This window comes from Cryptocyanus atlanticus LEGE 06306, from assembly GCF_056633155.1.
In genome coordinates this window covers 88,542-100,884 of record NZ_JBSJOZ010000011.1, presented here as the reverse complement: position 1 = coordinate 100,884, position 12,343 = coordinate 88,542, and the positions used below count along the sequence as shown (strand labels likewise).

At 71.0% G+C, this 12,343-nt stretch carries 12 protein-coding genes and 1 pseudogene; 11 read left to right on the top strand and 2 right to left on the bottom strand.

Translation table 11 applies throughout. The features are described from left to right. The 5 genes and pseudogenes from ACWJI7_RS11680 to ACWJI7_RS11660 all read left to right on the top strand — a co-directional run. A pseudogene (locus ACWJI7_RS11680) lies at positions 1-167 on the top strand (photosystem II q(b) protein); the annotation flags it as partial. Positions 168-458: 291 nt separating this feature from the next. After that, positions 459-1,325 (top strand): metal ABC transporter substrate-binding protein, encoded by an 867-nt coding sequence (locus ACWJI7_RS11675; protein WP_479938139.1) that lies wholly within the window; start codon positions 459-461, stop codon positions 1,323-1,325. Between the two features lie 4 nt (positions 1,326-1,329). After that, positions 1,330-2,115, top strand: a complete 786-nt coding sequence (locus tag ACWJI7_RS11670; RefSeq protein WP_479938132.1) for a metal ABC transporter ATP-binding protein — start codon at positions 1,330-1,332, stop codon at positions 2,113-2,115. Continuing rightward, positions 2,112-2,954: a metal ABC transporter permease gene (locus ACWJI7_RS11665; RefSeq protein ID WP_479938131.1), complete on the top strand. Its 843-nt coding sequence runs from the start codon at positions 2,112-2,114 to the stop codon at positions 2,952-2,954. The genes ACWJI7_RS11670 and ACWJI7_RS11665 overlap by 4 nt, the downstream gene beginning before the upstream one ends. Continuing rightward, positions 2,951-4,150, top strand: a complete 1,200-nt coding sequence (locus ACWJI7_RS11660; protein ID WP_479938130.1) for a DUF4336 domain-containing protein — start codon at positions 2,951-2,953, stop codon at positions 4,148-4,150. The genes ACWJI7_RS11665 and ACWJI7_RS11660 overlap by 4 nt, the downstream gene beginning before the upstream one ends. A gap of 3 nt (positions 4,151-4,153) precedes the next feature. On the opposite strand, the gene ACWJI7_RS11655 is transcribed toward ACWJI7_RS11660, so the two are convergent. Further along, entirely contained in the window at positions 4,154-4,501 is a 348-nt protein-coding gene (locus tag ACWJI7_RS11655; protein ID WP_479938129.1) for a DUF760 domain-containing protein, read from the bottom strand. A gap of 36 nt (positions 4,502-4,537) precedes the next feature. After that, the gene (lepB, locus tag ACWJI7_RS11650; RefSeq protein WP_479938128.1) at positions 4,538-5,131 is read right to left on the bottom strand and encodes a signal peptidase I; all 594 of its coding nucleotides are present in this window, start codon (positions 5,129-5,131) and stop codon (positions 4,538-4,540) included. Positions 5,132-5,186: 55 nt separating this feature from the next. Here lepB and menD point away from each other — a divergent pair, with 55 nt between their 5' ends. From menD to ACWJI7_RS11620, 6 genes are all read left to right on the top strand, one after another. Then, positions 5,187-6,995 carry a 2-succinyl-5-enolpyruvyl-6-hydroxy-3-cyclohexene-1-carboxylic-acid synthase gene (menD, locus tag ACWJI7_RS11645; protein ID WP_479938127.1) on the top strand — a complete coding sequence of 603 codons (1,809 nt, stop codon included), beginning with the start codon at positions 5,187-5,189 and terminating at the stop codon, positions 6,993-6,995. Further along, entirely contained in the window at positions 6,995-7,888 is an 894-nt protein-coding gene (gene menB, locus ACWJI7_RS11640; RefSeq protein ID WP_479938126.1) for a 1,4-dihydroxy-2-naphthoyl-CoA synthase, read from the top strand. Before menD ends, menB begins: the two co-directional genes overlap by 1 nt. An 83-nt stretch (positions 7,889-7,971) precedes the next feature. Further along, positions 7,972-8,514 (top strand): L,D-transpeptidase, encoded by a 543-nt coding sequence (locus ACWJI7_RS11635; RefSeq protein WP_479938125.1) that lies wholly within the window; start codon positions 7,972-7,974, stop codon positions 8,512-8,514. Between the two features lie 71 nt (positions 8,515-8,585). Further along, on the top strand, positions 8,586-10,103 hold the full coding sequence (gene glgA, locus ACWJI7_RS11630) for a glycogen synthase GlgA (RefSeq protein ID WP_479938124.1): 1,518 nt from the start codon (positions 8,586-8,588) through the stop codon (positions 10,101-10,103). 15 nt (positions 10,104-10,118) lie between these two features. Next, complete coding sequence (locus ACWJI7_RS11625; protein WP_479938123.1) at positions 10,119-10,889, top strand: hypothetical protein; 771 nt, start codon at positions 10,119-10,121, stop codon at positions 10,887-10,889. A 4-nt stretch (positions 10,890-10,893) separates the two neighbouring features. Continuing rightward, positions 10,894-12,336, top strand: coding sequence for a UDP-N-acetylmuramoyl-tripeptide--D-alanyl-D-alanine ligase (locus ACWJI7_RS11620; RefSeq protein WP_479938122.1), 1,443 nt, complete (start codon positions 10,894-10,896; stop codon positions 12,334-12,336). Positions 12,337-12,343 lie beyond the last annotated feature (7 nt).

Genomic DNA, 12,343 nt, shown 5'->3' with positions numbered 1-12,343 from the left:
CGATCCTTGACGGCCAGGGCCGCGTGGTGAACACCTGGGCCGACGTGCTCAACCGCGCCAACCTGGGCTTCGAGGTGATGCACGAGCGCAACGCCCACAACTTCCCGCTCGATCTGGCCTCCAGTGGAGCCCGTCCGGTGGCCCTCCTGGCCCCCTCGATCGGCTGATCGCCGGCCCGGCCCCCGGGCTCCCCGGCCGGGACCCTCCGCCACACCGGCCCCCACCCCAGGGTGGGGGCTTTTTGCTCGGCTCCCATCGGACTCCGGCACCGCTGCCAGGCCTGCGGGCTCCTAGATTCAGCTCCCCAGGGAGGTGCAGCGGGCATGGCCTCATCGGGCTTTCGGCCACCGCCACCATCACCGTCCCGCCCCCCGGGGACGCGGCGTCCCCTCCTGAGCCTCGGCCCCCTGCTGCTGGGGCTGCTGGTCCCCGGCCTGATCAGCCTCGGCGGCTGCCGGATGCCTCCGTCCCTGGACGCGACAGCCACCGGGGCGGGTGAGGACGACCGCCCCCTCGTGCTCACCACCTTCACCGTGCTGGCCGACATGGCCCGCCAGGTGGCCGGTGAGCACCTGCGGGTGGAATCGATCACCAGACTCGGGGCCGAGATCCATGGCTACGAGCCCACCCCCAGCGATCTGGAGCGCTCCAGCGGCGCGGATCTCCTGCTGGAGAACGGCTTCGGCCTTGAGCGCTGGGCCCAGCGCTTCACCTCCCGCCTGCCGCCAGGCCGCCGGGTCACCCTCACCGAAGGCATCGCCCCCCTGCCGATCGCCGAGGATGCCTATCGGGGACAGCCCAACCCCCACGCCTGGATGTCCCCTCGCCTGGCCGAAACCTACGTGGAGAACATGCGGATCGCCTTCAGCCAGCTCGATCCCGACCATGCGGACGACTACCGGCGCAACGCCGAGGCCTATCGCGCCCGGCTTCGAACCCTCGACCGCGAACTGCGGCGGGGCCTCGAGGCCATCCCCCCCCCCCAGCGCGTGCTGGCCACCTGTGAGGGAGCGTTCTCCTATCTAGCCCGTGACTACGGCCTCCAGGAGGCCTACCTCTGGCCGGTGAATGCCGAATCCCAGGTGACCCCGCAGCGGATGGCCCGGCTGATTGATCTGGTGCGTCAGCGCGAGGTGCCGGCCGTGTTCTGTGAAAGCACGGTGAGTGCCGAACCCCAGCGCCAGGTGGCCAAGGAGAGCGGGGCCCGCTTCGGGGGCGTCTTCTACGTGGACTCCCTGTCCGCGCCCAGCGGCCCGGCGCCCACTCTGCTGGACCTGCAGCGCCACAATCTGCGCACGCTGGTGAACGGCCTGCAGGGGACCTGAGCCGATGCCGTCCCTGCCGTCCCCGGTTGCCGTCGTCGTCACCGCTGCGCCCGCCGAACGCATCCGGGTGCGCCATCTCTGCGTCGATTACCACGGCACGGTCGCCCTCCACGATGTCTCACTTCAGGTGAATGCCGGCAGCATCTGCGGACTGGTGGGCATGAACGGGGCCGGCAAATCCACGTTGTTCAAGGCCCTGATGGGCTTTGTGCGGCCCTCCAGCGGCAGCATCGCCATTGATGGCCTGCCGCTGCGGCAGGCCCGGCGCCGCCAGGCGGTGGCCTACGTGCCCCAGATGGAGAGTGTCGACTGGAATTTCCCCGTCAACGTCGGAAATGTGGTGATGATGGGCCGCTACGGCGGCATGAATCTGCTGCGGATCCCCGGCCCCGCCGACCATGCGGCGGTGCGCCAGAGCCTGGAGCGGGTGGAGCTCTGGTCGCTGCGTCGCCGCCAGATCGGTGAACTCTCCGGTGGGCAGCGCAAGCGGGCCTTCCTGGCGCGTGCCCTCGCCCAGGGAGCCTCGGTGCTGCTGCTGGATGAGCCCTTTGCCGGCGTCGACATCCGCACCGAGCGGCTGATGATCGATCTGTTCGAGCAGTTCCGGCAGGAGGGTCGCAGCCTGCTGATCTCCACCCACGACCTCTCCCATGTGCGCGGGTTCTGCGATCAGGTGGTGCTGATCAACAAGACCGTGCTGGCCTATGGCGACACCACCGAGGTGTTCACCGAGGAGAATCTGGCCCGTACCTTCGGCGCCCCCCAGCGCCTGGTCAGCGGCGAACCATGAGCGAGCTCTCCGGCTGGCTGCTTGAACCGCTCCGCCACGATTTCATGGTGCGGGCCCTGCTGGTCAGTGCCCTGGTGGCCGCCGTCTGCGGTCTCCTCTCCTGCTTCATGACCCTCAAGGGCTGGGCCCTGATGGGGGACGCAGTGTCCCACGCCGTGATGCCGGGGGTGGTGATCGCCTATGCGTTCAACCTGCCCTTCGCCGTCGGAGCCTTCGTGTTCGGGGTGGGATCGGTGGCCGTGATCGGCTATGTCAAGCAGATGACCCGGATCAAGGAGGACACCGTGATCGGTCTGGTGTTCACCGGATTCTTCGCCTTCGGCCTCGTGCTGGTCTCGAAGGTGCGGAGTTCGATCGATCTCACCCACATCCTCTTCGGCAACGTGCTGGGCATCAGTGATTCCGACATCCTCCAGACGTCGCTGATCAGTGCGGCGGTGCTGGTGCTGCTGCTCCTGTTCCGGCGCGATCTGATTCTGTTCTGCTTCGATCCCACCCACGCGCGCTCGATCGGTCTTCACACCGGAGCCCTGCACTACCTGCTCCTCACGGTGCTCTCCCTGGCGGCGGTGGCCGGTCTGCAGACGGTGGGCATCATCCTGGTGGTGGCCATGCTGGTCACGCCGGGGGCCACGGCCTACCTGCTCACCGACCGGTTCGACCGGATGACCTGGATCGCGATGGCCTCCGCCATGCTCTCCAGCCTGCTGGGCATCTACTGGAGCTACTGGATGGACGCCTCCAGCGCCGGCTGCATCGTGCTCGTGCAGACCGGGCTGTTCCTGCTCAGCTTCCTGTTCGCGCCCCGCCATGGCCTGGTGGCCCAGCAGCGCCGGTGAGCAGGCCGGCCCCGGCTCCCTCCGACCAGGGCTGGCCCTGGTGGCCCTTGCTGCCGCTGTATCCCTACGGCCGGCGGCGCACCCTGGTGCGGGAGCTGATCCCTGGTTTGCTCTGGAGTTTCGAGCAGCTGCAGGGGATTCTCTACGTGGCCGTGCCGATCCGCATGACGGTGCTGCGCCTGAGTGAGGGCCTGCTGCTCTATGCCCCGGTGGCCCCCACCGCCGAGCTGATCCGGGAACTCCGTCAGCTCGAGCGCTCCCACGGCCCGGTGCTCACGATCGTGCTCCCCACCAGCTCCGGCCTGGAGCACAAGCTGCCGGTCCCGGCCATGGCCCGGGCCTTCCCCACCGCCCAGGTCTGGGTCAGCCCCCACCAGTGGAGTTTCCCGCTGCGGCTCCCCCTGGCCTGGCTGGGCTTTCCGGCCGGGCGCACCCGGGTGCTGCTGGAGGACGGCGTTCCCCATGGCGAGGAACTGTCCTGGCATCCCCTTGGCCCCCTCTCCCTGGGGGTGGGCACCTTCCTGGAGGTGGCCCTGTTCCACCGCCGCAGTGGCGCCCTGCTGGTGACCGATGCGCTCGTGGCGATCACGGCGGAGCCGCCGCCCCTGTTCGACGCCGATCCCAGACCGCTCCTCTTCCATGCCCGGGAGACCGGCGCCGAGCCCCTGGAGGACACGGCGGAGCGCCGCCGCCGCGGCTGGTGGCGGTTGGTGCTGTTCGCGACCTACTTCCGGCCCGAAGGGTTGCGGGTCCTCCCCTGGGGTGAGGCGCTGGCCCTGTCCTGCCGGGCGGGAGTCCGGCGGGCCGAGGCCTATTTCGGGGTCTATCCGTTCCGCTGGCTTTCGGGCTGGGAGGTCGCCTTCGAGGCGCTGCTCTCGAACGGCCATCCGAAGCTGCAGATCGCTCCGGTGCTGGAGCGGCTCGTGTTCCCCCGATCCCGGGGGGTGCTGCTGGGCTGGATCCGACAGCTGGCCGAGCTCGACACCCTCGCCTGGGTCATCCCCGCCCACTACAGCGCTCCGGTTCCCTGCGAGGGGGGTGATCTGGAGCGCCTGGCCAACGAGCTGGAGCGGCGGGCGTGGGCCCCGTCGGAGGGATCCTGGCGGTTTCTGGCCGACCTGGATGACACCCTGCTGCACCGGGGGCTGGTGCCGGCTCACCCGGGCAGGGAAGAGGGACCTGCCGGCGAGGTCTGAGGCTCAGAGCTTCAGTTCGCCGGGGTCGGCCTCCTCGCCACCCTCGCCGAACAGGGTGGTTTCGAGCTCCATGCGCTGTTCCATCTGGCGCAGGAAATAGCCGGTCATCATCGCGGAGGCCAGCAGGCCGGCGAGATTGTCTCGGCTGGCCTGAATCTTCACTTCAAACTGTTCGCCGGGCAACATTCCCAGCAGGCCCTGAACATTGTGTCGGATGATGTCCTGAATATCACCGCTGGCCGAGCGGGCCACCCGCTGCAGCACATCTGGGGACTGGTCCTGGAGGTATTGAATCAACGAGTTGCCGCCGATCGATTCGCTGTCGGTGGTCAGGAACTCCGGGTTGAACATGTCCCTCCGGGATGATCCGCGTCTTAGGGATGCACCTTAACCCACGTCTTCGGTGCTGCCTCTCTCCGGGGGTGAGGAGAACCGGATCGGTCCAAACTGGCCCGGCGGCCAGTAGCGGAACACCGCCGTGCCGATCAGACGGTCCTCTGGCAACGGACCCCACAGGTGGGAATCGAGGCTGGCGTTGCGGTTGTCCCCCATCACCAGAAGCTGCCCCTCCGGCACGGTGACGGGGGGCAGGCGGTAGGCGATCGGGTCCCGGCGCCAGGGTTCGCTCACGGCCAGGCCGTTGCGGCGCAAGGCCCCATCGGCCACCTCGATCACATCACCGGGCACCCCCACCACCCGCTTGATCAGGGCGGCGTCCGGGTCATAGCCGGCCTGGAGGAGGGCCTCCGGGGGATGGAACACGACGATGGTGCCCACCGGCAGGGGCCGGCCCAGCCGCGGGCGGATCTTCTCCACCAGGATCCGGTCCTGCAGCTGCAGGGTCGGCAGCATGGAACCCGAGGGAATCCAGCGGGGCTCGATGACCAGCCAGCGCAGCAGCAGGGCCAGGGCCAGCCACAACAACAGCGCCACCACCTGACGGGCGAGGTCGGAGCGGTTGGGAGAGGCGGGAGCCGTCATGCCGCGGTGCGGACTCTGGACTTAGCCATGATCCATCTCCACTGCCACGGGTCGGATGGGACAGGCGCTGGCCGAGGACGGAGCCAACCTGGTGGCGGCCCTGGCCCTGCTCGATGGCCTGGCCCAGCAGGGGCTGCGCCGGCTGGTTCTCTGTCCGGGCAGCCGCTCCGGCCCCCTGGCGATTGCGGCCGGATTGCTCTGCCGCCGGGGCCTGTCGCTCCACACGGCGATCGATGAGCGCTCGGCCGGCTTCTTCGCCCTCGGCATGGCCCGCGGGGACGGGCGGGCGGCGGCGGTGATCACCACCTCCGGCACGGCGGTGGCGAATCTGCTGCCGGCGGTGGTGGAGGCCGACCGCGGTGCCATCCCACTGCTGCTGCTCACCGCCGATCGGCCGGCCCGGCTCAAGAACTGCGGCGCCAACCAGACCGTGAACCAGGAGGACTTCCTGGCCTGCTGCTGCCGTTGGTTCGGCCAGGGAGACCCCGGGGGCCTCGGGGGGATGGAGGCCTCGGTGCTGCTGGCCCTCGCCCGGCGGGCCTGGCGGGCGGCGGCGGGACCGCCGGCCGGACCCGTCCATCTGAATCTCCCCTTCGAGGAACCCCTCCATGGCAGCGCTGGGGCCCTGATCGCCCTGGCCGCCCGCTGGCCCCCCGGTGAGGCGGAGCTGCCGCCACCCCCGCCAGGCCCGCCTCCCCCCCCATCGGGGCCCTCGGGGGGAGCGCCAGCGCTGCTCGGGCTCGATCCGGATCGGCCCGGGCTGATCGTGGCCGGTCCCTGGCGCGGCGACCCCCGGGATCTGCCGGCCCACCGGCGGGCGTTGCGGCGCTGGCAGCGCCGCAGCGGCTGGCCCGTGCTCGCCGATGGCCTCTCCTGCCTCCGCGGTCAGCCGGATCTGGATCTGATCGGCGCCTACGACCTGATCCTGGAGGCACCACCGCCCCAGCTGGCGGCGGCCCAGCTGCTGCGGCTGGGACCGCTCCCGGCCAGCCGCCGGCTGCAGCGCTGGCTGCAGGCCCTGGGGGGGCATCAGGTCCTGATCACCGAGGCGGATCCGCGCAATCAGGACCCGCTCGGCACCGCCGTCGCCCGGGAGGGGTCTGGACTGGCCCGCTGGTGCGACGCGTTGCCGGCCACGCTCTGGCAGGCCGGCTCGCCGGCCGAAGACGCCCGCTCCCTGGGGCAGCGTTGGCGGGCGGCGGAAGCCCGCAGCCAGGCCGGACTCGATGGGCACCTGGAGATCGGGCGGTGTGGGGCGCCCAGCGAACCGGCGCTGGCCCGCGCCCTCGCCCGGCTGCTGCCGGAGCAGCTGCCGGTCCTGCTGGCCAGCAGCAGTCCAGTGCGCGACTGGGAAACCTTCACCGATCCCGCCGGGCCGCCCCGGCCGTTGTTCGGCTTTCGGGGCGCCTCGGGGATCGACGGCACCCTCTCGATGGCCGCCGGGCTGGCCGAATCCCTGGGCCGGGTGGTGCTGGTCACCGGCGACCTGGCGTTGCTCCATGACGCCAACGGCTGGCTCTGGCATCGCCAGCTCACCGCCCGGCTCACGGTGATCCTGATCGACAACGGCGGCGGCGGCATCTTCGAGCAGTTGCCCATCCGCCAGGAGGAGAGCCCGGGCGGGGGAGCCATGGACTTCGAGCGCCTGTTCGCCATGCCCCAGCGTCTGGATCACACCGCCCTGGCGGCCGTCCACGGGGTGGAGGCCCGACGGCTGGAGCGTCTGCAGGATCTCGAGGCGGCTCTGGCCTGGGCCCTGAGCCGGCCCGTGGCCCTGCTGGAGGTCCGCACCGACCGTCGCGCCGATGCCCGGCTGCGGGAGCAGCTGCGCCGCAGAATGGCCGCACCGCCGCCGCAGGCCTGATGGGCGCCGATCCCACGCCGGACCGATCCCGCTCCGGGCCCGTGCTGCCCGGCCCGGAGCTGGTGAGCTGGACCGCCGCGGCCCGCTACGAGGACATCCGCTTCGATCTCTGCGAGGAGGGCATCGCCCGCATCGCCATCGATCGCCCCGCCAAGCGCAACGCGTTCCGCCCCCGCACGGTGGTGGAACTCCATGACGCCTTCAGCCGCGTGCGCGACAACCCCCGGGTGGGCGTGGTGCTGTTCACCGGAGTGGGTCCCGCCGCCGACGGCGGCTTCGCCTTCTGCGCGGGGGGGGATCAGAGCGTGCGGGGCGATGGCGGTTACCTCGACGAGGACGGTCTGCCCCGCCTCAACGTGCTGGATCTGCAGCGCCAGATCCGCTCCCTGCCGAAGGTCGTGATCGCCCTGGTGGCGGGCTACGCCATCGGCGGCGGCCAGGTGCTGCATCTGCTCTGCGACCTCAGCCTGGCGGCGGAGAACGCGGTGTTCGGCCAGACGGGCCCCCGGGTGGGCAGCTTCGACGGGGGCTTCGGAGCGGGCTATCTGGCGCGGCTGGTGGGTCAGCGCAAGGCCCGGGAGATCTGGTTCCTCTGCCGTCAGTACGGAGCCGAGGCGGCCCTGGCCATGGGCCTGGTCAATGCGGTGGTGCCGGTGGAGGCACTGGAGGCGGAAGGGGTGCGCTGGGCCCGGGAGGTGCTGCGCCACAGCCCCACGGCGATCCGCTGCCTCAAGGCCGCCTTCAACGCCGAAACCGATGGTCTGGCCGGGATCCAGGAGCTGGCGGGCCAGGCCACCCACCTCTTCTACCGGACCGCCGAGGGGCAGGAGGGGCGCGATGCGTTCCTGGAGAAGCGGGACCCGGATTTCTCCGGCTCCCCCTGGCTGCCCTGAGGGGGAGCTTCCGGCCCTGCCCAGGCCCGCCGCCACCGTGCTCGCTAGCTTGACGGTCCCCAGCGCCGACCCTCCCAGCCCCCGTGCCTCGCCGCCTCACGCTCCCCTTCGCCAGCCTGCTGGTCATCCTGCCGATCCTGACGGCCGCTGGCGGCGCCACTGAGCTCCCGCCCGATCCGGCCCCTGCGCCGCAGCGCTCCCTGGTGCTCCATCGGGGCCGGCGCCAGCTCCGCGTGCTCGAGGATGGCCGCGAACTGCGCCGCTTCCCCGTGGCCGTGGGCATGCCGGGCTGGGAGACCCCGCTCGGACGGTTTTCGGTGATCGAGATGACCCCCGATCCCACCTGGAAGCACCCGGTGAGCGGCCGCCTGTTTCCGCCGGGACCGCACAATCCGCTCGGCAGCCGCTGGATCGGCTTCCACCGAGATTGCGCCGGTCGCCGAGGCTTCAATGGTCAGGAGCATCTCGAGGTCACCGGCTGCGTCAGCTCCGGGTTCCATGGCACGCCCGTCCGGGAGAGTGTCGGTCAGGCCGTCTCCCATGGTTGCGTCCGGCTGTTCGATGAACACGTGCGGGACCTGTTCGAGCTCGTCGAGATGGGCACCGAAGTCACCGTTCTTCCCTGAGCCGGGCTCCGGGCCTCCGGTCGGTGCCGTGGGCGATCCCCGTAGAGTTCGGCCCTTCGAGGCTTCTCCCCATGCGCGTGCTGTTCGCCGCCGCCGAGTGCGCCCCGATGGTCAAGGTCGGCGGCATGGGCGATGTGGTGGGGTCCCTTCCCCCGGCACTGGCCGCCCTGGGCCATGACGTACGCATCATGCTGCCGGGGTACGGACGGCTCTGGAGTCGCCTGGCGATTCCCCCCGAGCCGATCTGGCGCGGCACAGCGATGGGCACCCCCTTCGCCATCTACGAGACCCGCCACCCGAGCAACGGACTGACCATCTATCTCGTGGGTCATCCCGTCTTCGATCCGGAGCGCATCTACGGCGGGGAAGACGAAGACTGGCGCTTCACCTTCTTCGCCAACGCCACCGCTGAATTCGCCTGGAACCACTGGAAGCCCGAAGTGCTCCATTGCCATGACTGGCACACGGGCATGATCCCGGTCTGGATGCATCAGGACCCGGAGATCAGCACCGTCTTCACGATCCACAACCTTCGGTATCAGGGGCCCTGGCGCTGGAAGCTGGATCGCATGACCTGGGTTCCCTGGTACATGCAGGGGGATCACACCATGGCGGCGGCCCTGCTCTATGCCGATCGCGTCAACGCGGTGTCCCCCACCTACGCCCGGGAGATCCTCACCCCCGACTACGGCGAGCGCCTCGACGGACTGCTGAACTTCATCTCCGGAAAGCTGCGAGGCATCCTCAACGGCATCGACACCGAGGAGTGGAACCCGGCCACCGACACCACCCTGCCGGAACGGTTCACCGCCGAGGATCTGGCACCCCGGGCGCACAGCAAGCGGGCCCTGCAGGAGCGGATGGGGCTGCAGGTCCGTCCCGGCACCTACGTGATGGGCATGGTCAGCCGTCTGGTGGACCAGAAGGGGGTGGATCTGCTGCTGCAGGTGGCCGACCGGGTGCTGGCCTACACCGACAGCCAGATCATCGTGCTGGGCACGGGTGATCGCAGCTACGAATCGGGGCTGTGGCAGATGGCGGCCCATCACCCCGGCCGCTTCGCCGTCTTCCTCACCTACGACGATGCCCTGGCCCGGCTGATCTATGCCGGGGCCGATGCCTTCCTGATGCCCAGCCGGTTCGAGCCGTGCGGCATCAGCCAGATGCTGGCGATGCGCTACGGCTGCATCCCGGTGGTGCGGAAGGTGGGTGGGCTGGTGGACACGGTGCCGCCGCACGTGCCGGCCGAGCGCAGCGGCACGGGCTTCTGCTTCGATCGCTACGAGCCGATCGATTTCTACACCGCGATCGTGCGCTCCTGGGAGGCCTACCGCCACACCGACAGCTGGAGGGAGCTGCAGCGTCGCGCCATGGCGGCGGACCACAGCTGGAGTCGTTCGGCCTTCGCCTACGACGCCATGTACCGGGAGGTGCGCGGGGTGAAGGAACCCACCCCATCGCCCGCGGCAGTGGAGCAGTTCTCCCTGGGTCAGGATGCGGATCCGAGCCGGGCGCTCGAACCGGCCGGCGCCCCGTCGGCCCTGTCCCGCAACCCGATCACGAAGCTGCTGCGCCGGGGTAACGGCTGAACATGGTCTGTGGCGGTGGCTGAGCGGAGCGCCCCCGATCGCCGCGAGGGCGGTTCGGGCCTGCCCGCTCCGTACCAGAGTCCCTGGCGCCTGTTGCTCCGGGATCTGCGGGCCGTGGCCGCCAGCCTGCGGCTGGGGCTTTGGGAGCTGGGGAGACGGCAGCGCCAGGGCGATCCTCCGTTGCCCCCCTTCTGGCCCCGCTCCATCGGTGGGCTGTTCTGGCCGCTGGTGGCCGTGCTGCTGGGGCTGCTGGTGGTGGTGCTGCTGCTGGCTCCCCCCCGGGGGTGGTTCCCCGGCTCCAGTCGCGGCGGAGTCGGTGTCGATGCCCGCCCAGGTTCCGGGCCGGTCTCGGAGCCTGGGGCCCGGCCGGTTCACCTCCAGCCGTCGGATCCCGTTCCGGAGCCGTCTCTCGAGCTGGAGCCGGCTCTCCCGCCGGAGCCCGACCTCACCCTGGAGCCCGCCCCTGAGGCCCCGCCGGAGCCGCCCCCCCCGCCGGACCCTCCGCCCGATCCCCTCCTGCAGCAGCTGCGCTCGGCAGGGCCTCCGGGCCTCGTGGCGGCGGCCCGACCCCTGCCCGCCGCCGCCCTCCTGGAGCTCACCCTGGCCGACGGCTTCGCCGCCCTGCCCCACCCCCAGCGCCTCCAACAGGCGGAGTTGTGGCGCTCCCTGGCGGCGGCGGCCGGCTTCGAGCGCTTGCGTCTGGTCGACCGCCGGGGCCGCAGCCTCGGCCGGAGTGCCCGGGTGGGGGGCGGGATGATAGTGCTCGAACCATCGGAAGTGAGCTGAGCGGATGCGTCTGGGCGATCTGGTCGAGCTGTGGGGGGATCCGATCGCCGCGGATCCCATCGATCCCGGGATGCCGTTGGCGTCCGTCTGCACCGACACCCGGCGCCTCCAGCCCGGCTGCCTGTTCGTTCCCCTGGTGGGGGAGCGCTTCGACGGGCACGGCTATCTCGACGGGGCCCTGCGGAAGAACGCTCTGGCGGCCCTGGCCCAGCGGGATCGCCTCGGCCCGGAGGAGGCCGCCTCCCTTTCCCGGGCCACGGGCCGCCCCCTCTGGCTGGTGGGCGATTCCCTCGAGGCCTACCAACAGCTGGCCCTGGCCTGGCGCCGGCGGCTGCGGGTCCCGGTCGTCGCCGTGACCGGCTCGGCCGGCAAGACCACGACCCGGGAGCTGATTCGCTCCGCCCTCACTCCCCTCGGGCCGGTGCTGGCCAGCACCGGCAATGAGAACAACGATGTGGGGGTGCCGCTGACCGTGCTGAAGGCCACGGCTGAACACCGGGCGGTGGTGCTGGAGATGGGCATGCGGGGTCTCGGCGAAATCGAACGGCTCTCCCGCTGCGCCGAGCCGGATGTGACCGTGATCACCAACATCGGCACCGCCCACATCGGCCGGCTCGGCAGCCGGGAGGCGATCGCCACCGCCAAGTGCGAGATCACCTCCGCGCTCCGCCCCGGTGGCCTGCTGGTCATCCCAGCGGGGGATTCGCTGCTCGAGGCGGCGGTCGCCAGGGTCTGGGCAGGACGGGTGGTCCGCGTCGGCCTTGAGGGAGACCCCGATCCGGGTTCCACCCCTCAACGCGATCGGCACCTGCCGGCTCCGGATCTGCTCGGCCGACTGGGACCCGGGGGCTCCGCCGCTGCCGGTGCCGAGCTGGAGCTGAAGGGGACCTGGGGTTCTGAGCGGGTTCGCCTCCCCCTGGCGGGCCGCCACAATGCCCGCAATCTGCTGTTGGCCCTAGCCGTGGCCCGGGAGCTCGGGGTCGATCCGGCCCGCTTGCGCCAGCTCACGGCGGAAGTGCCGGGTGGGCGCAGCCGCCGGCTCAGCCTGGGGGGTTTCACGGTGCTCGACGAGACCTACAACGCCTCGCCGGAGGCGGTGCTGGCGGCCCTGGAGCTGCTTGCCGCAGAGCCCGCCGGCCACCGCTACGCCGTGTTGGGCACCATGCTGGAGCTCGGTGAGCAGAGCGTGGAGCTGCATCGCCAGGTGGCGCAGCGGGCGGCGGAGCTGGGCCTCGACGGCCTCGTGCTGGTGGTGGGACCCGCCGAGGGCAGCGCCATGGCCAGCGCCGCGGCGGCCCTGGAGCGACTTGCCCTGGTGGAGACCCCCGAACTGGCGGCCGAGCCCCTGCGCCGCTGGCTTGAGCGCGGCGATGTGGTGCTGCTCAAGGGCAGCCGCGGCCTTGCCCTGGAGCGCTTGCTGCCGCTGCTGGACGCCTTCATGCTCTAACAACCCT

Excerpts from the sequence above, each read along its gene's own strand:
- ACWJI7_RS11675 (WP_479938139.1), top strand. The coding sequence starts at position 459 with ATGCCTCCGTCCCTGGACGCGACAGCCACCGGGGCGGGTGAGGACGAC.
- ACWJI7_RS11670 (WP_479938132.1), top strand. The coding sequence starts at position 1,330 with ATGCCGTCCCTGCCGTCCCCGGTTGCCGTCGTCGTCACCGCTGCGCCC.
- ACWJI7_RS11665 (WP_479938131.1), top strand. The coding sequence starts at position 2,112 with ATGAGCGAGCTCTCCGGCTGGCTGCTTGAACCGCTCCGCCACGATTTC.
- ACWJI7_RS11655 (WP_479938129.1), bottom strand. The coding sequence starts at position 4,501 with ATGTTCAACCCGGAGTTCCTGACCACCGACAGCGAATCGATCGGCGGC.
- lepB (WP_479938128.1), bottom strand. The coding sequence starts at position 5,131 with ATGACGGCTCCCGCCTCTCCCAACCGCTCCGACCTCGCCCGTCAGGTG.
- menD (WP_479938127.1), top strand. The coding sequence starts at position 5,187 with ATGGGACAGGCGCTGGCCGAGGACGGAGCCAACCTGGTGGCGGCCCTG.
- menB (WP_479938126.1), top strand. The coding sequence starts at position 6,995 with ATGGGCGCCGATCCCACGCCGGACCGATCCCGCTCCGGGCCCGTGCTG.
- glgA (WP_479938124.1), top strand. The coding sequence starts at position 8,586 with ATGCGCGTGCTGTTCGCCGCCGCCGAGTGCGCCCCGATGGTCAAGGTC.
- ACWJI7_RS11620 (WP_479938122.1), top strand. The coding sequence starts at position 10,894 with ATGCGTCTGGGCGATCTGGTCGAGCTGTGGGGGGATCCGATCGCCGCG.